Consider the following 20,995-nt stretch of genomic DNA (forward strand, 5'->3'; position numbering starts at 1 on the left):
GCGACGCGCTCGGTCTTTTAAGCAGGATCGTCCGGCGCGTCAGCGCCGCCGGACGATCACAAGAGCAGATCAAAATAAGGCGGTTACCTCATGGCGTGGCGCATCGGCATCGATTCCGGCGGAACCTTCACCGATGTCTGCCTCTTCGACGATGAAAGCGGACGCGTCGAAGTCTGGAAGGTGCCGTCGACGCCCGATGATCCCTCGCGCGCCATCGCGCGCGGAACCGAGGAAGGCGTCGCCCGCGTCGGCGCGTCGCCGTCTCAGGTCGCCTATTTCGGCCATGGCACTACAGTCGCGACCAATGCGCTGATCCAGCATCGCGGCGCGCGCACGGGCCTCATCACCACAGAAGGTTTTCGCGATCTCATCGAAATCGGCCGGCAAAAGCGGCCGGACCTCTATGATCTCCAGGCGGACAAGCCGCCGCCGCTCGCGACGCGCGACGTGCGCATCGGCGTCGCCGAACGGCTGCGTCATGACGGCGAGGTCGAGACGCCGCTCGACGAGAACGCCGTGCGCGAAGCCGCGCGAACGCTGAAAGCCGCCGGCGTGAAAGCAGTCGCGATCGGCTTTCTCTACGGCTTCGTGCGCTCGCAGCATGAGGAGACGGCGAAAAGGATTCTCGCCGAGGAATTTCCGGAAGCCTTCGTCTGCGCGTCGCATGAGGTGGCGCCGGAATTCCGGGAATATGAGCGCATCTCGACTGCTGTCGTGAACGCTTATCTCGGCCCGATCATGCAAAGCTATATCAGGCGTCTCGCGGACCGCCTGAAAGAGCTCGGCGTCGCGACGGTTCCGCATCTCACGCAATCCAATGGCGGTGTGATCGGCTTCGACGCCGCGGCGCGACTGCCCGTGCGCACGGTGCTGTCGGGACCGAGCACCGGCGTCGTCGCCGCTCAGGCGATCGGGAAGATGATCGGCATTCCCAATCTCATCACCTTCGACATGGGCGGCACGTCGAGCGACGTTGCGCTTCTGCAAAATGGCGAGGCCAAGCTCGCCAGCGAGGCGATCGTGCATGGCTATCCCATCAAGGCGCCGATGCTCGACATCCACACGGTCGGCGCCGGCGGCGGCTCGATCGCCCATATCGATTCCGGCGGCCTGTTGAAGGTCGGCCCAAGAAGCTGCGGCGCCGATCCCGGCCCGGTCTGCTACGATCGCGGCAACCAGGAGCCTGCGGTGACCGACGCGAATGTCGTGCTGCAGACGCTTAACCCGACGCATCTGCTCGGCGGGCGCATGAAAATCCGGCAGGACCTTTCGCGCGCCGCCATTGGCCGGATCGCTGAGAAGCTTGGGCTTGATCTCATGGCGACGGCGCAGGGCGTCATCTCGGTTGTGACAGCCAATATGGCGAAGGCGATCCGCGTGATCAGCGTGCAGCGCGGCCATGATCCGCGCGACTATGCGCTGATGGCGTTTGGCGGCGCCGGCCCGCTGCATGCGGCGCGGCTGGCGCGCGAGCTCGACATCAAGCGCATCGTGGTGCCGCGCAATCCCGGCATCGGCTGTGCGCTCGGGCTTCTGCTGACCGATCTGCGCGCGAATTTCGCGACGACGCGACTGATGAAGCTTGGCGTCGATATGGCGCCCGAGATTGCGACGATCTTCGACGGGTTGGCCGCACAGGCGGAACGCTGGTTCGCCGAGGAGCATGTCGAAAAGAGCGACCGGAAGGTCCGGCGCACGGTCGATATGCGCTATCACGGCCAGAATTACGAGTTGGCGATCGACGTGCCCGACGGTCCGATCACCGCGGCGACGCTTGAGAGGCTGGCGGAAGGCTTCGCGGCTGCGCATCGCCGCATGTATGGTTTCGTCGCCGAGGGCGAGGACGTGCAGCTCGTGACGTTCCGCGTTGAGGCGATCGGCTTCACGCCGAAGGCGGAATTCAAGCCGCAGCCTGATGCGGGCCCTGACGCAAGCGGCGCCATCGTCGGCTCGCGCGAGGTCTGGTTCCCTGAAACCGGCGGCTTCGTCGCCTGTCCGGTTTACGATCGCGAGAAACTCAAGTCGGGCAATCGTTTCTCAGGGCCGGCGATCGTCGAGCAGATGGACGCGACGACGGTGCTGCTGCCTGGAATGACCGCGACAGTCGAGCCCTATCTCAATCTGATTCTGGAGACGGCGTGATGAGCGCAGCGACTCGCGACAATGCAATCGCCATCGATCCCATCACGGTCGAGGTGATCGGCAGCGCCTTCTCCTCGATCACGGAAGAGATGGGCGAGGCGCTCGTGCGCGCAAGCTATTCCACCAACATCAAGGAGCGGCGCGATTGCTCGACGGCTTTGTTCGATCTCTCGGGATCGACGCTGTGTCAGGCCGAGCATATCCCGATGCATCTCGGCAGCTTCATCGGCATCATCCCGCACATCCTGAAGCGGCATAAGGTCGAGGAGATGCGGCCGGGCGACGTGTTCGTCGGCAACGACGCCTATGAGGGCGGCGGCACGCATTTGCCCGACATCGTTCTCGCCGAACCGATCTTCTATCAGGGAAGCATGGTGGCGTGGGCCGTCAATACGGCGCATCACGCCGACTTCGCCGATCGCGGCCACGCCCATATTTTTCAGGAAGGCATTCGCATTCCGCCGATCCGGCTCTATCGCGCCGGCGAATTGCAGAACGACATGCAGGAATTGATCCTGCTGAATTGTCAGGTGCCGCGCGAACGCCTGTCCGATCTGCGCGCGCAGATGGCGGCGAACCGGCTTGGCGTCGAGCGCGTCACGGCGCTCTGCGCGAAATATGGTCGGGACACGGTGCTCGCGGCGGGCGTCGCGTTGCAGGACTATGCCGAGCGCAAGATGCGCGCCGGCATCGCCGCGATTCCCGATGGCGTCTACACGTTCGAAGATCTGTTTGACGGTCCCGAGATCGACGAGGAGTTCAAATTCTCCGTCGCCATTGCCATCGACGGCGACAATATGCGCCTGCATTTCGACAGCCCACGGCAGGCGCGCGCCGGATTCAACATGGTCTATACGGCGTTGCTGTCGACTGTTTATTACGCGGTGAAGACGGTGGTCGATCCCACCATCCCGCCGAATTCCGGTCTCGCGCGGCCGCTCACGGTGACGGCGCCCGCCGGCACGATCCTGAATTGCGTCGCGCCGGCGGCGGTGAACGGCCGCATCGCGCCCTGTCAGCGCGTGGTCGATCTCATCCATGGCGCGCTCGCGAAGATCATCCCCGATCGCGTCATCGCCGCCTGCAACGGCTCGGTCGCGTCGGCGACTTTCGTCGGCGAGCAGCCGGGAACAGGCGCGCCCTGGGTCTATCTCGAGACGATCGGTGGCGGCTCCGGCGCGCGCGCGACGAAGGATGGTCTCGACGGCGTGCATGTTCACATGACCAACACGTCGAACCTGCCGGCCGAGGCGCTGGAGGTCGAATATCCGCTGACGCTGTTGCGCTACGAACTTGTCGATGGATCAGGCGGTCGTGGACGTCAGCGCGGCGGCATGGGGCTCAGGCGCGTCTATCGCGCCGAAGCGCATTGCCGTGTGGAGGTGGATTGCTCGCGTCTGAAGTCGAAACCGTGGGGTGTGGCGGGCGGCGAAGCCGGCGCCAGCGGCGCATTCGGTTTTGGCGAAGGCGTGAAGCCGTTTCATCGCGGCGCCGGCGTGCTCGAAAAGGGCGAGATCGTCGAGATCATCACGCCCGGCGCCGGCGGCTATGGCCCGGCGGCCGAACGCAGCGCTGAAGCGATGGCGCGAGATCGGGCCGAGGGGCGTGTGAGGGGCTAAACACTTCGAGCATTTCTCTTTTGCGATGATTCAAGGTTTCGTCATGGCCGGACTTGTTCCGGCCATCCACGTCTTTTTAATTGGCGACAAGACGTTGATGCGCGGAACAAGTCCGCGCATGACGCTTCTCCGATGACGACGTCAGACCCGGAAACGCTCCAAACGCGCAGCGCTATTCGCCGCGCTTCAGCGCGTCGGCCATCTTCTCCGCGATCATCACTGTCGTGAGATGGGTGTTGGCGCGCGGAACCTCGGGCATGATCGAGGCGTCGATCACGCGCAGGCCCGTGCAGCCGATGACGCGGCAGGAGGGATCGACGACGGAGCGCGGATCGTCCGCCGCGCCCATGCGGCAGGTTCCGCTGGCGTGCTGTGCGTCGGCGACTTCCGACAGCATCCAGTTATCGAGCGCTGCGCCGCCAAGCTCATCTTCGATCGAGCGCCCGGTCATCCCGTATTCGACGCGCGTCGTCGCTGTTTTCAAGGCGGGCTGCAATGAAATCTCGCGCAGGCGACGCACGCCGTCACGCATGCGCAGGAGATCGCGCTCGTCGGTCAGCATGCGCTCATGCACGTCAGGATCGGCGGCGGGGTCCGTGCTCGTGATGCGCACATATCCCTGGCTGAAGGCCTGATAGACCGAGACGATGATGCGGGCGCGCGCGAGATCGCCTTCGCGCTCCGGGCGAAGATTGAAGGCGATCATGATCATGTCGTTCTCGCCGGCGCCGGCGAGGCCGGAAGAATAGCGCAGGCAGCAATTGGTGTGGCGATGCATGCGCGTGTTGACGCGCGCCTCGTCGCCGAGATCAAGCATGAAGCCAAGCGCGGGATGATCGAGGAGATTTTTGCCGACCGGCAGATCGGCGCGAACGGAGATGCCGAATTTTTCGAGCAGCGCGCGCGGGCCGACGCCGGAGCGCTGCAGAATCAGAGGCGAATGGATCGCGCCGGCGGACAGGATCACTTCGCGCGTCGCGCGAAACGCGCGCGCTTCGCCTTTCACAAGCGCCGAGACGCCGCTGACATGCGGACGGTTGCCTTCGAAGGTGAGCGTATCAACGAGCGCGTCTCCCACGATGGTGAGATTGGCGCGGCCGCGCGCCGGCTCGAGATAGCCGTCATTGGTGGAGATGCGCAGGCCCGCCCGGCTGTTGATCGCGTAAGGCGAAACGCCTGTGCCCTCAGGCGCGTTGTGATCGTCGCACCAGCCATAATCGAGGCCGAGCGCGGCGTTCATCAACGCGCGATCGACATGGCCCCAATCCTCGACGGCGGCGCGGAACACGGGGATCGGCCCCTCCTTGCCGTGATAGGGCCTGTCGCCGAAATTCTCATCGGTCTCGAGTTTGTTGAAATAGGGCAGCACATCGCTCCAACCCCAGCCGGCGCAGCCTGCGGCGACCCAGCGCGCGAAATCGTCGGGAATGGCGCGGATCGCGATCTGGCCATTGATGGTTGAGGAGCCGCCCATGGCGCGGCCGCGCCAGAGCAGCTTCGGCTCCTGCCTGTCGGTGCGGCGCGCGAGCAGCGTCGGCCAGCGGAAATCATCATCCGCGATGGCGCGCATCGGGTTCGGGATGCGGATATGGTCGGGCGTCTCCGCCGTGCGGATGTCGCGGCCGGCTTCGAGCAGGAGCACGCGCGTTGAGGGATCTTCGCTCAGACGCGCCGCCAGCGCGGCGCCGGCGGAACCCGCGCCGATGATGATGTAGTCAAATTCGTCGGCCGCCATTTTCGATCCCGCGCCATCGCCGCAATCCCCTGCGCGGCTTGTTCTTCCTCGCCGATCGCAATGCGCGCGTCATCCCTCGAACCGCACGGCTGATCGCCATCGAACGCAAGGCTTGGTTCCGGTTTGCGGGAAACGTGGCGACGATGCACTCGATTGAAGCGGATGAACTCGGGGACGGGCGATGATCGCTCGCAGTTTGAACATGGCCGCCACGGCGCGCAGCCATTGATTGCCGCAGACGCAGGCGAAGAATGTCGCCGCGATCCGAGCGGGTTGGGGCTCTTCCGCCACCGGGAGCGGCGTGATATTGTCTTACCAGATTGCGATCGATAAGGGATCAACCAGAAATGGCGGCCCGGGCGAAGCTCTCGGCGAAATTCCAGATCAGCATCCCCAAGGAGGTGCGAATCGCCCAGGAATGGCGGGCGGGACAGGAATTCGTCTTCATCCCGAAGGGCAAGGGCGTGATGGTCATGCCGGCGCCGAAGCTCGACGAGCTCAGAGGGATCGCTCGCGGGGCGGATGCGCGCGGCTATCGCGATCGCAAGGATCGTGTTTGAAGCGGGTTGTCGACACCTCGGCCTGGATCGAGTGGTTGCGGGACGGCGCTGCGGCCGAGACGCTGAAGGCGCATTGGCCGGAGCCGGCCGAGACCATCGTTCCCACGCTCGTGCAATTCGAGCTTGCGAAATGGCTCATGCGCGAAGTGTCGGAAGAGGCGGCTGATCAGGCGATCGCGCATACCGAGCGCTGCATCGTCGCGCCGCTCGACACGCGGATCGCGCTGCGGGCTGCCGATCTCTCCGGCGCTCACAAGCTCGCGGCCGCCGATGCGATCATCTACGCCACAGCGCTGGAGCAGGGCGCGGACTGCCTGACCTGCGACGCGCATTTCGAGCGGCTGGAGAATGTCCTGTTCGTCCGGAAGCCGCGCGACTGAAATTTCTTCTTCCCTCCGCGTTGCGCGCATGGCAGGCGCCGGCGTCATACCGGGTCCGGGACTTGCATCGGTCGCGCAACATTCCTTTTCTGTCCGTCGCCAGATGACAAATTCAACTCTTCCACGCCGCCTCGGCTTTTTCACCCGCCTGCTCGATGATGTCGGGCCGGGCGAGCGCTATCGGCTCGCGGCGGCGCAGATCGCGCATGCCGAGCGCTTTGGATTTGATTCCGCCTGGATCGCGCAGCATCACTTTCATGAAGCGGAAGGCGGCTTGCCCTCGCCCTTCGCATTCCTTGGCTATGTCGCCGCGCGCACCTCGCGCATCCGGCTTGGCACGGGCATCGTCACGCTGCCGCTCGAACTCGCCGTGCGCGTCGCCGAAGATGCGGCGGTGCTCGATCTCCTCTGCGAGGGCCGCTTCGAGTTGGGCGTCGGCACCGGCGGCAATCCGACGGCGTTCGCGGCGTTTGGTCTCGACAGCGACGCGCGCTCCGAGATTTTCGCGCGCAATGTCGCGGTGCTGCGCAAGGCGCTGAAGGGCGAAGCGCTCGATGGCGGCGATATGATCTATCCCGCGCGGCCCGAGCTGGCGGAGCGCATCTGGCAAGCGACATTCTCCGTCAGCGGCGGCGAGCGCGCGGGCAAGGCGGGCGACGGGCTACTGCTGTCGCGCACGCAGCCGCGATCAAAGGACAATCCCGACGCGACGCTGGCCGAAATTCAGCATCCCATCATCGACGCCTATATGGCGGCGCTGCCGCCGGGTCGCGGCCCGCGCATCCTGGGATCACGCACGCTCTATGTCTCTGAGAATCGCGAGGAGGCGATGCGCTTCGCCGATATCGGTCTGCGCCGCCAGCTCGACAAGGCGATCGCCGCCGGCCACGCGCCGCCGGGCGATCGACTTGAAGACATGATCAAGGCGTTCGACGTGCATGTGGGAACGCCTGACGATGTGATCGCGTCGCTGAATGCGGATTCGACGTTGGCGCGCGTCACCGATCTCGTCTTCCAGGCGCATTCCGTCGATCCGCCGCACCCCTATATCCTGCGTTCGATCGAACTGATCGCAGAGAAAGTGGCGCCGGCGCTCGGCTGGTCGCCGGCTTCGACATCCGCGCCGCGTGTCGCGCTGGTGCGATAAGTCCGCGTTGCAATTCAAATCCGGAGCGTTCGCCCATGAATGCGATTCCAGACGACGTGATCGATCATCTCGCCGGCGTCGCGCCGGGCTCGTCGCTCGACGAGATTCGCTCGCGCCGCGCGCAGGCGCGCGAGAATGCGCAGAAGAGTTTTCTCGCTTTGTTCGCACCTGACACGTTCGATGAGATGTCGGCTCAGGAGCGCTATGCGGTTGCCTTGTTCGTCTCCGCTGTTCATGGCGCGGCGAAGCCCGCGGGATTCTATGGCGCGGGCCTGGCGAAGTCAGGCGCGTCGCCCGCGCTGGCGCAAGCGGTTTCCAGCGAAGCCGCGAAAGGGAAAACAAGCGGTCCCTATGGCGCCTATCCCGCGGGACCGCTCAGCGCTGAGGATAAAAAGGGTCTGATCTATCGCGCAAGCGATGGAGCGCGCACGGCGCTTGGGCTGCGACTCGCCGCCGCGCTCGAACATGCGCATCTCCTCGTGTTTCGCCCGCGCGATGCAAATCCCGACGTATTGCAGGCGCTTCTCGATGCGGGCTGGTCGAGCACGGGCATCGTCACCCTGTCACAGCTCGTCGCGTTTCTCGCTTTCCAGATCAGGGTGGTCGCAGGATTGCAGATTCTCGGCGCGCGCACAGGCGCGGCCGGCAAGGCGGCGTGAGGGAGAGCATCATGAGCGAGACGGTCATCCGCCACAACGACAACAAGGAGCCGAACGCCTTCACGCAGGCCGAGCTCGACTGGCTGCCCTGGCTCGAGCCCTTTCCGGAGGCGGATTTCACCGAACGCCACTGGGCCGGGCTTGTCGATCCCGCGCGCATCAAGTCGCCTTACTTCAGGCTGCTGGCGCGCGATCCAGACATTCTCGGCGCGCGCACGAAGACCGACAAGGATATCTTCTACAACACCGTGAATGGATTGCCGCGCGCCGAGCGCGAGCTCGCCGCGGCTGCGGCGTCGCGCCTCAACGGCTGCATCTATTGCGCCTCGGTGCATGCGCGCTTCGCCACCGTGCATTCCAAGAGGAAGGAGGATGTGCAGCGGCTGCTCGACGAAGGCGTCGGCGTCGACATCGATCCGCGCTGGAATGCGGTGATCGCGGCCTCGGTCGCGCTGACCGAGACGCCTGTCGCGTTTGATTCGACTCATATCGACCGGCTGCGCGAAGCCGGCCTCGACGACGCCGAAATCGTCGACGTCATCAACGGCGCCGCCTTCTTCAATTGGGCGAATCGATTGATGCTGTCACTCGGCGAGCCGAGCGCGTCTGCGAAAGCATAGCAATCGGGTCGAACTGCACATAACCATGTGCGAAGCGTCCCGATCTGAATCACTCCTGACGCTTCATAAACCGCAGCGGCGGCTCGTGCTTTCGTTTCCTGTCCCCGTCGCCTAGAACTAGCCAATCTGCAGCCTGGGGGTGGGCGCTGAAAGGACGGGTGGATGCGCGTGAGGCAGGGCGGCCGGCGACGGGCGCGCCAACTGCTGGTTTGCGTTTCGGTGTGGGCCGTGGCTGGCGCCGGGAGCGCGCGCGCGTTCGATTTCTTCGGCTGGTTCAGCGAAAAGCCGCCGCAACCGACCGCCACCACTCTTCCCTATGAATTGAAGATCGAAGGCCTCGACGCGGATAAATCCGCCGCGGCCGCGATCAACGACGTCTCTGTTCTCTATCGCCTGCGCAATGAGCCGCCGCAGAATGGCGATGAGCTGGCGCGTCGGGCCGAGAGCGATCTGCCGCGCATCGTCGATGCGATGTGGGGCGCGGGCTACTATGCCGCGAAGGCGTCGATCCGCGTCGCCGGCCAGCCGCTGACCCTGCAGAGCCCGGCGACCTCGGCGGCGCGCAGCGCCGCCGACAGGCTCAAAGGTCGCGCGGCCGTTCCCGTGGAGATCGTGGTCGAGCCCGGGCCGCTCTATCGCTTCAGCCGCATCGAGGTGGTGGAGAGTAGCGGCCGCGGCTTCGACGCGGCCGTGCTTCCCGAGCGTGTGATTTCGCTGAAGCGCGACGATCCCGCGCGCACCGCAAGCCTGCTCGAAGCGACGGCGCAATTGTCAGATCATTTTCGCGATCGCGGCCATCCCTTCGTGAAGGTCGAGCGGCGCACGCCCGTGATCGATCATCGCAAGCAGACTGTCGATGTCGCGCTCGTGGTCGCGCCAGGTCCGGTCGCGGGCCTCGGCCGCATCGATGTTGTCGGCACGAAGGACGTCGATCCCGCTGTCGTGCGCTCCTTCATCTATGCGGAGCCGGGCGATCCCTATTCGCCCCGCGCGCTCGCCGCCATTCGCAAGTCGGTGACGAAGATCGAGGCGATCGGTTCGGCGCGCGTGCGCGAGGGAACATCGCTCGACGCCAACGGCAATCTGCCGCTGACGCTCGATGTGACCGAGCGCCTGCCGCGCGTGATCGGCGGCTCGGTGCGCTATTCCACCGTCGATGGTCCTGCGCTGAAAGCCTACTGGGCTCATCGCAATCTCTTCGGCGGCGCCGAGCGGTTGAGAATCGACGCCGATCTTTTCTACAATTCCGTCGACCAGCCCTGGTCGACCGAAAAGAGAAACAAGAATTTCGATTTCAAGAATCTTGGCGGGAGACTCTCCGCATCATTCCTCAAGCCGGCGCTTGGCGGAACGCGTAACGATCTGCTGATCGACGTCTATGGCCAGCGCGAAAGCACCGATTTCTACACCAGCAAGCTCGTCAATGCGACGGCGGCGATCCGCCATCGTTTCACCGACAGCTTCTCGATTCAGGGCGGCGTCGAAGGCGAGATCGGGCAATCGATCGATCCCTTGGGCAAGCTGAATTACGGACTTATTGGCCTGCCTGTATCGGTGACCTACGATTCGACCGATCGTCCGCTCGATCCGACGCGCGGGATCAAGGTGACAGCCTCGCTCGCGCCCTATCACGGCTTTCGCGACGCGCCGACTTTCTTCGGCGTCGGCCGCGCGCAGGCCTCGACCTACTACGCGCTCGATGAGGCCGCGCGCTACATCATCGCGGCGCGCGTCGGATTCGGATCGATCGTCGGCGGCGATCTCGCGGAGATTCCGGCGACGCGGCGCTTCTATGCCGGCGGCGGCGGCTCCGTGCGCGGCTTCGAATATAAGAGCCTCGGGCCGCGCGATCCGCGCGGTTACGTCATCGGCGGCAGGAGCCTGATCGAAGGCTCGCTCGAGGCGCGCATCAAGATCACCGACACGATCGGCTTCGTGCCTTTCATCGACGCCGGACAGGCTTACGCCTCTTCGTTGCCCGACGGATCGGAGCGCCTGCGGTTCGCAGCGGGACTTGGATTGCGTTATTACACGTCGATCGGTCCCATTCGTGTCGATGTGGCGACACCGCTTGATCGCCGCGGCGGCGAGCGGCCCTATGCGATCTATGTCAGCCTGGGGCAGTCTTTCTGATGCGGCGCGCGATTCTTCCTGTCGCGCGGGACGCGCTCTCAGGCCGCCTCGGACGGCAGCGCCACGCGGCCGATTTCGGCCAGCACCTTGATGTCGCGCGCGCCGTGGCGGAATGCCTCGAAGATGGCGAGCGCGGCTTCGCGACGCTCGGCCTCGCTGATGTCGAGACCGCGGCAGGCGCGATCGAACGCCGACTGCATGATCGCCAGATCTTCTGGCGTGAATTCCACGCCGGAATCCCGGATGAGAGACTTCATGACCCTCTCCTGTTTTCTGGACGCGGCAAGCCTGACCTTTGCAAGCGGCAAAATTTTGGCGCCGGCTATCGCGCCGACAGCACCCGGATGCGGTTGGCGAGATCGCCATCGACGGGCTGCGCGCGCGTTGTCGCCGCGGCGCCGCCAAGCGCCTCGTTCGGAGCCTGCCTGCGCAGAACGATCTTCTCTTCATCGACATGCTCGGTGAAAAATCCAAACGCTTCGACTGCGTATAACAGGCCGGATTCGTCGTTTGGAATTTCGATGCGGGAGCCGATGCGCTGCGGAAGCAAGGTCGATAGCATGGGGCGCTCCAGTTTCGTTGGCGTGCTTTCCCCAGCGAGCGCGGCGACAATAAGGAGCGCGTTTGAAACATTTGCGACGCGCTCGCGACGGGAGACTCATCGTCGCGAGCATGAATTATTTTTAACGAGAACGGGCTTGAATTTCCGCGCGCGGCGCCAGAGGCCGCACAAAGGTCATGTTCGCGTTGACCATGCAATGCTGGCGCCGCGCGAGATATTGCAACGCAGCAAGCGGGCGCGGGGCGCAAATGTGCGCGATGCTGCTGCGGAGGCGGCGAATGGCTGAATTCGCGCGACATTCGGGAGTGCGGATTTTTGTCGCGGCGTTTGCGATCGGCGCGATGTTCACGCTCGGTTCGCCTGCGCGCGCGCAGCAGCAGGAGGATCAGGGCGTTCTCGCGAGCTTCATTTCGAACGTGCTCTCGACGCCAACATCTCGCGTCTCGATCGGTTCGGTCGAAGGTCCGTTGTCGTCGGATGCGACTATTCGCAACGTGACTGTCGCCGATGCGCAGGGGACGTTTCTGCGCATCGATGCGATTCGCATCATCTGGCGAAGAGCTGCACTGCTCTCTCGCCGCATCGAGATTCAGAATCTTGAGATCGGCAAGATCGAACTGTCGCGCCGTCCGGCGCCGCCAGACGCCGCGCAGGCGCAAGCGGCCGCATCGAGCGGGCCGATTCTGCCGGAATTGCCGCTCAAGGTCGAAGTCGGGAAATTCACGCTGAAGGAGCTTGCGCTTGGCGAGTCGGTGATTGGCGTCGCGGCGCGATTGGGCGCCGAAGGCAAGGCTTCTCTTGGCGCGCCGTCGGAGGGCCTGCAGGCGACGCTCGATGTGAAGCGCCTCGACGCAGCCGGACAGTCCTCGCTGCGCCTCACCTTCGCGCCGGCGACGACACAGCTTGATCTCGCGATGAAGCATGACGAGCCTGCGGGCGGCCTCGTCGCGCGTCTTGCGAACCTGCCGGGTCTGCCGCCGGTGAAGCTCGATCTCGACGGCGCCGGCAAGCTCGACGACTGGCGCGCGCGTCTGAATTTCGATGCGGGCGCCGGGATTGACGCGCGCGGCGAAGCGCGGCTGGCGCGCGCCGGCGCGCTGCGCCGGCTGATGCTCAACATGAATGCGCATGTCGAGCCGCTGTTGCCGCCGGCGGCCGCGACAATTTTCGCCGGCGCGGTGTCGCTGACCGGCGGCGCGGTGTTCGGCGACGATGGCGGCTATGGCATCGAGAATATTCGGCTCGCGTCCGAGATCGCGGAACTCACTCTCGCAGGCCGCCTTGGCGCAGACCGCATGCTCGATGTGACGGCGAAGGCGCGCGCGCTGCCGAACGCCGGCGGCGCGACGCGCAAGGGCGAGGCGAGTCTTGCGCAACTGACATTCGATGCGACGGCGAAAGGTCCGCTGACCGCGCCGCAGGTGGATGGCAAACTCGATCTGCGCGATCTCTCCGCGCCGACAGTGAAACTCGCCTCGCTCAATGCGACGCTCGCCGTCGATCCCGTTCGCGATGCGCCGGCGCCGCGTTACCGGCTCAGCGCCGACGGCAAGGCGGAAGGTTTCGCGCTCGCGGATCGCGGCCTGTCCAAGGCGATTGGATCGTCGGGAACGCTTGTCGTCCGCGGCGTGATCGACGACAAGGGCGTCGCCGATTTCACCGATGCGCGCATCGCCTCGACCAATCTCGCTTTCTCCTATGTCGGCCGCGCCGGAGCTTCGGTGCTCGATGGCCGCGCGCGCGGCGAAATCATGAAGCTGTCTGCGCTCTCCACCCTCGTCGGCCGCGCGCTCAGCGGCCGCGCGGCGCTGCAGATCGCGCTGAAAGGCGATCCCTCGCGCTCCGCCGTCGAAGCGGTGCTCGACGGCGCGGCGACCGATCTCGCGCTTGGCGATGCGATCGCGGATCGCCTCACTGGCAAGCGGCTCGCCTTTTCCGGCAAGGCGACGACGCAACCTGGCGCCATGCTGCTCGATCAGGTCGCGGCGCGCGGTCAGTTCATTGTCGCCTCGCTTAGTGGCCGCGTCGCAGCCGACAATCTCGGCCTCGCCGCCGATCTCTCGCTCGGCGATCTCGCGAAACTCGATCTGCGCCTTGTCGGCGCCGCGCGCGTCGAGACGAAGCTCACGGGGCCGGCGAGCGATCCCGCCGTCAATCTGCGCGCCACCTCGACCAATCTGCGCGCCATGGATCGGCCGATCCGCGATCTCATGCTGACCCTCGACGGCTCGCGCATGGGAACCGCGCCTGACATCGCGCTTAATGCGCGCGGCGATGTCGACGGCAAGGCGCTTGCCGCAGACGTGAAGGCGGCGATGAAGGATGGCGGCTGGACGCTCAGCGCGCTCGCCGCGCGTCTCGGCTCGGTCAGCGCGAACGGTGAAGGCTCCCTGAGCGCCGCAGGACTTGCGACAGGCAAGCTGACGATCGCCGCCGGAGATCTCAATGATCTCTCGCCGCTCGTTCTGACGCCGCTGCGCGGCGGCCTCGATGCGTCGCTCATCGCCGATGCCCGCGATGGCCGGCAGAATATCGCGCTCGACGCGAACGGGCGGCGGCTCGCGGCTGGCGCCGCGACGCTTGAATCGCTGAAGGCCAATCTGCGCGCCGAGGATGTGTTCGCGCGCATAACAGTCAATGGCGACGCGACTGTGGACAAGCTTGTGGCGGGCGGCGAGACGGTCGAGCGCATCGCGCTCAATGCGCGCGGCGCGCCCGACGCGACGGCGCTGTCGCTGTCGGCGCAGGCGCGCGGATTCAATTTCGCGACTGCGGGCCGGCTTATTCCTTCACAACCGACGCGCTTCGATCTCGCCTCCTTCTCAGCCGTGCGTGGCGCGGCGCGCATTGCGCTGACGTCGCCATCAACTCTGCTCATCGAGAATGGCGGCGTGCGCACCGAGCGACTCGCGCTGTCTGCGTTGGGCGGCGATATCGAGATCAAGGGCCGCGTCGCTTCCGACCTCGATCTCGCGATCGACGTGCGTCGCCTGCCGCTGTCGGCCGCCGATGTGTTCGCGCCGGGAACGGGATTGCAGGGCGTGCTCGACGCGCGCGCGACGCTGAAAGGCGCCGCGGCCGCGCCGCAGGGGCCATTCGAGGTTGCGATCAAAAGCTTAAGCGCGCCGCAGACGCGGAGCGCGAGCCTGCCGCCGCTCGATGTCACGGCGAAGGGTGAAGCGCGCGGCGATCGCGCCAGCGTGAATGCGCGCATCGCGGGCGGTCGCGCGCTGTCGTTCGAGATCGACGGCTCGGCGCCGCTCACCGCGACAGGCGCGTTTGATCTGCGCGCGCGGGGCAATGTCGATGCGGGCCTCGGCAACTCGATGCTGGCGGGCAGCGGCCAGCGCGTCGCCGGCCGCATCGCGATCGATGGCGCGCTGCGCGGGACGCGCGCGCGGCCTGACGTGCAGGGCAGTGCGACGTTGAACGGTGGTTCCTTCTCCGATCCGCTCAATGGCGTCGCCTTCACCAATATCGAGGGGCGCGTCACCGGCCGCGGCGACGCCATCGCCGTCGAACGGCTCACCGCGAAAGCGAAGAATGGCGGGACCGTCAGCGCCTCGGGCCGCGTCATCGCCGACGCCGATCGCGGCTTTCCCGCCGATATCAAAATCGCCTCGAACGAGGCCGAGCTTGTCTCAAGCGATCTCGCGTCGCTGATCGCCAATCTCAATCTCACGGTGTCCGGGCCGCTGGCGTCAGCGCCGCGCATCGGCGGCCGCATCGATGTGCGCACGCTCGAAATCCGCGTGCCGGACCGCCTGCCGAGCGCTGCCGAGCCGCTGCGCGACGCGAAGCATATTGCGCCGCCGCCGCAGACGCGCGCGCGCCTCGCGCAGATCGCGCGCCAGAAGGCGTCCGCGAAGCGGCGCGGCGGCGCGCCGTTCAACGCCGCGCTCGATCTCGCCATCAGCGCGCCGGGCCGCGTCTTCGTGCGCGGACGGGGACTTGATGCGGAGCTCGGCGGCGACATCAGGCTCAGCGGTTCGTCGCGCGAGCCGCGCGCGATCGGCGCCTTCGAGATGCGGCGCGGCCGCCTTTCGATTCTCACGCAACGGCTCGATTTCACCCGCGGCCGCCTGACATTCTCCGGCGATGTGATTCCCGATCTCGATTTCGTTGCGGAAACGCGCGCCGCCGATGTCACCGCGCGCGTGGCGGTGACGGGCCGCGCCAGCGAGCCGCAATTCGCGCTCTCCTCCACGCCTGATCTGCCGCAGGATGAGGTGCTGTCGCGGCTTCTGTTCGCGCGCGCTTCCGGCGGCTTGTCGCCTTTCCAGGCGGTTCAGCTCGCGCAGGCGGTGGCGCAATTGTCAGGCGCCGCGGGCGGACCTGACGTGTTCGAGCAGACGCGCCGCGCGCTCGGCGTCGATGATCTCGATGTCGGCATGAGTTCGAGCGGCGGGCCAACAGTCGGCGTGTCGCGCGCCATCAGCGATCGTGTTCGCGTCGGCGTGAAGGCGGGAACCAAACCGGAGAACAGCGCTGTTGGCGCCGACATCGATCTCATGCGCAATTTCAAGGTGCAGACCGAGATCGGCGCCGATGGTCGCGCGGCTGCGGGCGTCGGCTACGAGCTTGAATATTAGATCGCGCCCCAGCCGCCATCGACGGGAATGGTCGCGCCATTGATGTAGCGGCCCTCATGCGAGCAGAGCAGCAGGCAGGCGCCGACGATGTCGTCGGCCTCGCCGAGACGACGCGCCGGTATCATCGCTTCGACGCGGGCGCGCACATCGCCTTCGCCAAGCACATGGGCGTTGCGATTGGTGAGGATCGCGCCCGGCGCGATGTTGTTGATGGTGACGCCATGGGCGACGACCTGCTTCGCAAGGTTCCTCGCCAGGTTGGTCTGCGCTGACTTCAGCGCGGCATAGACCATCAGCTCGAAATGCGGCTTCTCCTCCTGGATGCTGCCGATGGTGACGACGCGGCCCCAGCCGCGCTCCATCATCGAGGGAACAGCCGCCTGCAAGAGCGACAGCGTGGAGCGGAAATTGATCGTCACCTGCGCGTCGAACGAGGCGGTGTCGACATCGAGCCAGTTTTCGCGATTCTCGATCGAAGCGCTGATGACGAGAATATCAGGCGCGCCAAGCTTCTCCGTCACCTCGCGCACCAGCTTTTTCGGCGCGGAGACATCCATGAAATCGGCGAAGAAAGGCTCGGCCCGCACGCCCAACGCGCGAGCGTCTTTCAAGGTTTGTTCGGCGTCGGCGCTCGGCTTCACGTCATGGATCGCGACGGACGCGCCGCGCTCCGCCAGCGCCAGCGTCATGGCGCGTCCGATGGCGCGCGCCGAGCCGGTGACGAGCGCGACGCGCCCGCTCATATCGAAAGGCGTTGGCATGATCAGGCCTTGAGATGCAGGGTCACGAGAATGGTGAGCGCAGCCCCTTCTGGCAAGTCGGCCGCGACGCGCAGCCAGTTGCCGAAATGCTTGACGCGCGCAACCGCGATCTCGTCGGTCTTCACGGGCAGTCGCATGGTCGAACCTTCGGCGATCCAGCGCATGCCGTCCGGCGAGATTTCGACGCGCGCTTCGCCGGGCGACCCCTTCGCATCTTTCAAAGCCCGCACGAAGATCACCGCTTCCTTCGCCCATCCGGCTTCATAGGGCTCGGTTGCGGACGATCCCGTCCATGCGTCATTGCGCGAGATGACCGCGGTCTGGCTTTCGTTGATCATCAGAAATCTCCGGAGAGGCAGACGGAATCGATGTAGAGGAAGGCGCGCTTGTCGACGTCGGTCTCCGCGAAGAAGCAGAGATTGAGCATGCACCAGAGATTGCGCATGCCTGGAATGCGGATCGAGTCGATTCCCGTGAGATCGTAGACGCGGTCGTTGCACTGGAAGCACTGGAGCTGCATCGCCTCGAGATCGAAGTCGAGTCTGGCATAGTGCCAGTTTATCTTGGTCGGAATCTCATTGTAGCAGAGCTTCTGCGTCGCGCCCGGAATGTCCTCCCAGTCCTGCGGCGCGAGATGATAGTGGCTGACGGTCTTGTTCTCCGTGCCAAGCGGCTTGAACTCGGTGGTGCGGCGCTTGTACTGCCATTTCTGCACATGATCGCCATCGAGCGCATTGAGAAAGCGCAAGTGCGGCATCACACGCCACGCGTCTGCGTCCTGATCGCCGGTCTGGAGATCATAGAGAAAGCCGATCGAGCGCACATCGGTTTCGAGCAGACGCAACTCGTTCGCTTCAGGCTTGAAGGTGAAATAGAACTCGACGCGGATCGGCCCGCGCTTGCGGAAGGTGAGGCGCTTGATCGCCACATTCTGCGCGCCGCGTTTCGGCTTCGTCGCGACTTTCAGGGCATAGGAGCCGTCGAAAGAGCCATGGCTGCCGAAATCCCACGTCGAGAGCGTCGAGAGCATCGCCTGGCTGTGCTGGGCGTATCCGGGCAGCATGGAGTCGAGCGTGTGCTCGTAATTGCCGACGAGCTGCGTCCAGCCGCAGAAGCCGCGATCGAAATCGTCGAACGTGATGATGCGCGGCAAGGGATCGAAGCGCGAGAGCGCGGGGTCGGCCATCCTGAGCGATTCAATGAGATGGGTGCGTTCTGTCTGCATGGATCAGCCTTTCGTGGCGCCGGCGGTGAGACCTTCGATGAGATGTCGCTGCGAGAGAATGACGAAGAGGAGAACGGGAAGGAGTTGCGTGATGGTGGCGGCGAACAGCACGCCCCATTCGACCCCGTCGAGCGAGCCGATCATTTCGGACATCACCAGCGGCGCGGTCTTCGCCCATTTCGTTGTGAAGATGAAGGCGAACAGGAACTCGTTCCAGGCGAAGACAATGACGAAGATGGCGACGGCGACCATGCCCTGTCCGCAGAGCGGCAGGATGACCTTTCGCAGAATCTGAAATTGCGTCGCGCCGTCCATGGCGGCGGCCTCGTCGAGCTCGCGCGGAATCTGATCGATGAAGGTGCGCATCACCATCGTGCCGAGCGAGACGAAGAAGGCGGCGTAAAGAATGATCAGGACGGCGTGCGTGTCGTTGAGGCGCAGCGCGTTGACGACGGGAAACAATGGCAGCGTCGTCACGATCGGCGGCAGGAGACGCAGCGCGATGAGCGCGAAGGCGGAGCCGGAGAGGAAGCGGCTGCGCCAGCGCGAATAGCCGAAGCCGGCAAGCGTCGAGACCGCCACCGCAAGCAAGGTCGCGCCGGCGGCGATGATGAGGCTGTTGGTCAGGCCGGCGAAGAAGTCGCCCCATTTCCGCCAGAGCATGATGAAGTTTTCGAATGTCGGCCGCCAGGCCGTGCGCGCCGCGGCGAATATGTCGCGCTCGTGGGTGAGCGAGGCGACAAAGATCAGCGCGATCGGCCCAATCGACCAGATGAGAATCACCGTGACGGCGAATATCTTGCCGAGCGCGGTCGCGAGGCGGGGCGCGGAGCTATTCGCCACGGGCGAACATCTCCTTGTAGATGCGACGGAGATAGAAGGAGGCGAGCAGCAGCGACGCCAGCACCATCAGCCAGCCGGTCGCCGTGGCGACGCCGAAATTATTGTAGCGGAAGGCTTCGAGATAGAGATAGACGGCGACCACTTCAGTCGTGCGCGCCGGTCCGCCCTGCGTCAGCAGCCATACTTCCGAGAACAGGCGGAAGGCGAAGATATAGCGGAACAGCATCGCGACCAGCATCGCGGGAATGAGCAATGGAAAGGTCACGCGCCTGAAAATCTGCAGCGGGCCGGCGCCGTCGATGCGCGCGGCTTCGTAGATTTCCGCCGGGAGCCCAAGCCGCGCCGCATAGAGAATGATGAAGGTGAAGGGCAGGTGCAGCCAGATCGAGAGAATGGCGACGAGCGCGAGCCCATGGCTCGGCCACACCGACCATTCAAGCGTCGGCAACCCGAGCGATTCAAGCAATCGCGTCATGACGCCGGCATCAGGGTCGAAGATGGTGCGCCACATGACGACGGCGCCGACCTCGCTCACCGCATAGGGGGCGAGCACTGCGGCGATCAACCATTTGCGAAAGGGAAGGCCGCTCGCAAACAGAAGCGCCATGCCGAGCGCCAGCGCCAGCTCCACATGCACGACGATGAGCACGACAACAGCGGTGTTGAGGAGCGCGCGCCAGAAATAGGGATCAGCGAGAATCCTGGCGTAGTTCGCGAAGCCGACGAATGTGGGCGCGCGGCCGAAGGTCGACTCGTTGAACGAGAGATAGAGCACATAGAACGCCGGCAGCAGGATCACCGCGCCGATGAGGATGAGCGCCGGCGCGACAAAAGGCAGCGCGCGACGGTTGTCGGAAACAGCTCCTGAGATGGCGGACATCACTTGATCCGGAATTCTCTAAGCGCATCGCGATCAAGCGTGACGCCGAGGCCGGGCCCGTCGGGGATCGGCAAGCGACCCTCGCGCATGTCCGCGGGATCGCCGACCGGAGTCTTCAAAAGCGATTGCCGCAGAGGATTGTCATAGACCATGCATTCGAACACGCGGCAGTTCTCCGCAGCGCCCGCGAGTTGCAGGCTCGCGGCGACACAGACGGCGCCCGACCATCCCACATGCGGGGCGTAGGCGACATTGAAGCTCTGCGCGAGTTCGGCGATGCGCCATGTCTCGGTGATTCCGCCGGAGCGCGCCACATCGGGCTGGATCAGGCCGAGCGAACGATCCTCCAGCATCTCGATGGCGTCGATCGCGGTGAAATCGCTCTCTCCCGCCGCAAGTCGGATCGGCAGTTTCTCGCGCAGGATGCGATAGCCCTTGCGATCCTCCGGCCTGATCGGCTCCTCGAACCATTCATAGCCGAGATCGGCGAGCGCGCGGCCGACGATAATTGCGTCATCGATGTCGTACGCCCAGTTGGCGTCGACGGAGAAGCCAATCGAATCGCCGGCGAGCCGGCGCGCGAGTTTCGCGCGCGCGATCGCGGCGTCGAGCGGACGCCCGGTCTTGATCTTGATGCGCCGGAAGCCGGTCGCGATGGCGGCGGCGATTTCCTCCTCCACCGTCGCGTCATCGGACCAGTTGATGGAGGAGGCGTAGGCGTCGATCTCCGTGCGGCCGACGCCGCCGAGCAGCTTGCTGATCGAGGTCTGCGCCGCCTGTCCCGCGATGTCCCACAACGCGATGTCGACGCCCGCGATCGCCTCGATGAGCATGCCGCCGGTGCGGCCGGTGAGCACGCCGCGCATGCGGCTCCAGAGACGGCGGCGGTCAGCCGGATCCTCTCCGACAAGGAGCGGCGCGAACACGGTTTCGATGAAGGCGGCATAGGAGGCCGCGCCGCGCCGGGCGAGGCATTCGCCGACGCCGATCAGCCCGTCGCTCGTCTCGATCTCGACGATGGCGATTTCAATGGCCGCCCAGTCGCCCTGGGAGGTCCGCTGAGCACGGGGAAGCGTCGCCCGAAGGGGGTGGGTGCGGACAGAGACAACAGTCCTAGGCGGCCGTTTATGGGGCATT

Annotated in this window: 18 protein-coding genes; 9 read left to right on the forward strand and 9 right to left on the reverse strand. The window is 65.3% G+C overall.

What is annotated here, in order from left to right:
* Positions 1 to 90 precede the first annotated feature (90 nt).
* Both L8F45_RS30390 and L8F45_RS30395 read left to right on the forward strand, forming a co-directional pair.
* Complete coding sequence (locus tag L8F45_RS30390) at positions 91 to 2,142, forward strand: hydantoinase/oxoprolinase family protein (protein WP_342364229.1); 2,052 nt, start codon at positions 91 to 93, stop codon at positions 2,140 to 2,142.
* Positions 2,142 to 3,761: a hydantoinase B/oxoprolinase family protein gene (locus tag L8F45_RS30395; RefSeq protein ID WP_342364230.1), complete on the forward strand. Its 1,620-nt coding sequence runs from the start codon at positions 2,142 to 2,144 to the stop codon at positions 3,759 to 3,761. The genes L8F45_RS30390 and L8F45_RS30395 overlap by 1 nt, the downstream gene beginning before the upstream one ends.
* A 172-nt stretch (positions 3,762 to 3,933) precedes the next feature.
* Here the strand turns inward: L8F45_RS30395 and L8F45_RS30400 are convergent, their stop codons facing one another.
* Positions 3,934 to 5,496, reverse strand: coding sequence for a GMC family oxidoreductase (locus L8F45_RS30400; protein ID WP_342364231.1), 1,563 nt, complete (start codon positions 5,494 to 5,496; stop codon positions 3,934 to 3,936).
* A gap of 347 nt (positions 5,497 to 5,843) precedes the next feature.
* On the opposite strand from L8F45_RS30400, the gene L8F45_RS30405 reads away from it, so the two are divergent.
* The 6 genes from L8F45_RS30405 to L8F45_RS30430 all read left to right on the forward strand — a co-directional run bounded on the left by L8F45_RS30405 (position 5,844) and on the right by L8F45_RS30430 (position 10,995).
* Entirely contained in the window at positions 5,844 to 6,056 is a 213-nt protein-coding gene (locus tag L8F45_RS30405; RefSeq protein WP_342364232.1) for an AbrB/MazE/SpoVT family DNA-binding domain-containing protein, read from the forward strand.
* Positions 6,053 to 6,436, forward strand: a complete 384-nt coding sequence (locus tag L8F45_RS30410) for a type II toxin-antitoxin system VapC family toxin (RefSeq protein ID WP_342364233.1) — start codon at positions 6,053 to 6,055, stop codon at positions 6,434 to 6,436. Before L8F45_RS30405 ends, L8F45_RS30410 begins: the two co-directional genes overlap by 4 nt.
* 103 nt (positions 6,437 to 6,539) lie before the next feature.
* A complete protein-coding gene (locus L8F45_RS30415; protein WP_342364234.1) occupies positions 6,540 to 7,583 on the forward strand; it encodes a putative FMN-dependent luciferase-like monooxygenase in 1,044 nt (347 codons plus the stop codon).
* A 35-nt stretch (positions 7,584 to 7,618) separates the two neighbouring features.
* Positions 7,619 to 8,242 carry a CMD domain protein gene (locus L8F45_RS30420; RefSeq protein ID WP_342364235.1) on the forward strand — a complete coding sequence of 208 codons (624 nt, stop codon included), beginning with the start codon at positions 7,619 to 7,621 and terminating at the stop codon, positions 8,240 to 8,242.
* A gap of 11 nt (positions 8,243 to 8,253) precedes the next feature.
* Complete coding sequence (locus L8F45_RS30425; RefSeq protein WP_342364236.1) at positions 8,254 to 8,862, forward strand: alkylhydroperoxidase domain protein; 609 nt, start codon at positions 8,254 to 8,256, stop codon at positions 8,860 to 8,862.
* 162 nt (positions 8,863 to 9,024) lie between these two features.
* Positions 9,025 to 10,995 carry an autotransporter assembly complex protein TamA gene (locus tag L8F45_RS30430; RefSeq protein ID WP_342364237.1) on the forward strand — a complete coding sequence of 657 codons (1,971 nt, stop codon included), beginning with the start codon at positions 9,025 to 9,027 and terminating at the stop codon, positions 10,993 to 10,995.
* 38 nt (positions 10,996 to 11,033) lie between these two features.
* On the opposite strand, the gene L8F45_RS30435 is transcribed toward L8F45_RS30430, so the two are convergent.
* Entirely contained in the window at positions 11,034 to 11,252 is a 219-nt protein-coding gene (locus tag L8F45_RS30435; protein ID WP_342364238.1) for a hypothetical protein, read from the reverse strand.
* Positions 11,253 to 11,317: 65 nt separating this feature from the next.
* Complete coding sequence (locus L8F45_RS30440; RefSeq protein WP_342364239.1) at positions 11,318 to 11,557, reverse strand: hypothetical protein; 240 nt, start codon at positions 11,555 to 11,557, stop codon at positions 11,318 to 11,320.
* 278 nt (positions 11,558 to 11,835) lie between these two features.
* On the opposite strand from L8F45_RS30440, the gene L8F45_RS30445 reads away from it, so the two are divergent.
* Positions 11,836 to 16,149 carry a translocation/assembly module TamB domain-containing protein gene (locus tag L8F45_RS30445; RefSeq protein WP_342364240.1) on the forward strand — a complete coding sequence of 1,438 codons (4,314 nt, stop codon included), beginning with the start codon at positions 11,836 to 11,838 and terminating at the stop codon, positions 16,147 to 16,149.
* Here L8F45_RS30445 and L8F45_RS30450 read toward each other — a convergent pair.
* From L8F45_RS30450 to L8F45_RS30475, 6 genes are read right to left on the reverse strand one after another with little or no spacing between them, the layout of a single operon-like run.
* Positions 16,146 to 16,910 carry an SDR family NAD(P)-dependent oxidoreductase gene (locus L8F45_RS30450; RefSeq protein WP_342364241.1) on the reverse strand — a complete coding sequence of 255 codons (765 nt, stop codon included), beginning with the start codon at positions 16,908 to 16,910 and terminating at the stop codon, positions 16,146 to 16,148. The genes L8F45_RS30445 and L8F45_RS30450 overlap by 4 nt on opposite strands.
* Before the next feature lie 2 nt (positions 16,911 to 16,912).
* A complete protein-coding gene (locus L8F45_RS30455) occupies positions 16,913 to 17,248 on the reverse strand; it encodes a hypothetical protein (RefSeq protein ID WP_342364242.1) in 336 nt (111 codons plus the stop codon).
* Positions 17,248 to 18,135, reverse strand: coding sequence for a DUF6772 family protein (locus tag L8F45_RS30460; protein ID WP_342364243.1), 888 nt, complete (start codon positions 18,133 to 18,135; stop codon positions 17,248 to 17,250). Before L8F45_RS30460 ends, L8F45_RS30455 begins: the two co-directional genes overlap by 1 nt.
* A gap of 3 nt (positions 18,136 to 18,138) precedes the next feature.
* On the reverse strand, positions 18,139 to 18,978 hold the full coding sequence (locus L8F45_RS30465; protein ID WP_342364244.1) for a carbohydrate ABC transporter permease: 840 nt from the start codon (positions 18,976 to 18,978) through the stop codon (positions 18,139 to 18,141).
* Positions 18,968 to 19,858 carry a carbohydrate ABC transporter permease gene (locus L8F45_RS30470; protein WP_342364245.1) on the reverse strand — a complete coding sequence of 297 codons (891 nt, stop codon included), beginning with the start codon at positions 19,856 to 19,858 and terminating at the stop codon, positions 18,968 to 18,970. The genes L8F45_RS30465 and L8F45_RS30470 overlap by 11 nt, the downstream gene beginning before the upstream one ends.
* The gene (locus tag L8F45_RS30475; RefSeq protein ID WP_342364246.1) at positions 19,858 to 20,994 is read right to left on the reverse strand and encodes a mandelate racemase/muconate lactonizing enzyme family protein; all 1,137 of its coding nucleotides are present in this window, start codon (positions 20,992 to 20,994) and stop codon (positions 19,858 to 19,860) included. Before L8F45_RS30475 ends, L8F45_RS30470 begins: the two co-directional genes overlap by 1 nt.
* Position 20,995 lies beyond the last annotated feature (1 nt).

This window comes from Terrirubrum flagellatum, assembly GCF_022059845.1.
Classification (GTDB): domain Bacteria; phylum Pseudomonadota; class Alphaproteobacteria; order Rhizobiales; family Beijerinckiaceae; genus Terrirubrum; species Terrirubrum flagellatum.

What these genes read in the sequence shown, in the direction of transcription:
- L8F45_RS30390 (WP_342364229.1), top strand. Translation starts at nt 91, where the DNA reads ATGGCGTGGCGCATCGGCATCGATTCCGGCGGAACCTTCACCGATGTC.
- L8F45_RS30395 (WP_342364230.1), top strand. Translation starts at nt 2,142, where the DNA reads ATGAGCGCAGCGACTCGCGACAATGCAATCGCCATCGATCCCATCACG.
- L8F45_RS30400 (WP_342364231.1), bottom strand. Translation starts at nt 5,496, where the DNA reads ATGGCGGCCGACGAATTTGACTACATCATCATCGGCGCGGGTTCCGCC.
- L8F45_RS30405 (WP_342364232.1), top strand. Translation starts at nt 5,844, where the DNA reads ATGGCGGCCCGGGCGAAGCTCTCGGCGAAATTCCAGATCAGCATCCCC.
- L8F45_RS30415 (WP_342364234.1), top strand. Translation starts at nt 6,540, where the DNA reads ATGACAAATTCAACTCTTCCACGCCGCCTCGGCTTTTTCACCCGCCTG.
- L8F45_RS30420 (WP_342364235.1), top strand. Translation starts at nt 7,619, where the DNA reads ATGAATGCGATTCCAGACGACGTGATCGATCATCTCGCCGGCGTCGCG.
- L8F45_RS30425 (WP_342364236.1), top strand. Translation starts at nt 8,254, where the DNA reads ATGAGCGAGACGGTCATCCGCCACAACGACAACAAGGAGCCGAACGCC.
- L8F45_RS30430 (WP_342364237.1), top strand. Translation starts at nt 9,025, where the DNA reads ATGCGCGTGAGGCAGGGCGGCCGGCGACGGGCGCGCCAACTGCTGGTT.
- L8F45_RS30435 (WP_342364238.1), bottom strand. Translation starts at nt 11,252, where the DNA reads ATGAAGTCTCTCATCCGGGATTCCGGCGTGGAATTCACGCCAGAAGAT.
- L8F45_RS30440 (WP_342364239.1), bottom strand. Translation starts at nt 11,557, where the DNA reads ATGCTATCGACCTTGCTTCCGCAGCGCATCGGCTCCCGCATCGAAATT.
- L8F45_RS30445 (WP_342364240.1), top strand. Translation starts at nt 11,836, where the DNA reads ATGGCTGAATTCGCGCGACATTCGGGAGTGCGGATTTTTGTCGCGGCG.
- L8F45_RS30450 (WP_342364241.1), bottom strand. Translation starts at nt 16,910, where the DNA reads ATGCCAACGCCTTTCGATATGAGCGGGCGCGTCGCGCTCGTCACCGGC.
- L8F45_RS30455 (WP_342364242.1), bottom strand. Translation starts at nt 17,248, where the DNA reads ATGATCAACGAAAGCCAGACCGCGGTCATCTCGCGCAATGACGCATGG.
- L8F45_RS30460 (WP_342364243.1), bottom strand. Translation starts at nt 18,135, where the DNA reads ATGCAGACAGAACGCACCCATCTCATTGAATCGCTCAGGATGGCCGAC.
- L8F45_RS30470 (WP_342364245.1), bottom strand. Translation starts at nt 19,858, where the DNA reads ATGTCCGCCATCTCAGGAGCTGTTTCCGACAACCGTCGCGCGCTGCCT.
- L8F45_RS30475 (WP_342364246.1), bottom strand. Translation starts at nt 20,994, where the DNA reads ATGCCCCATAAACGGCCGCCTAGGACTGTTGTCTCTGTCCGCACCCAC.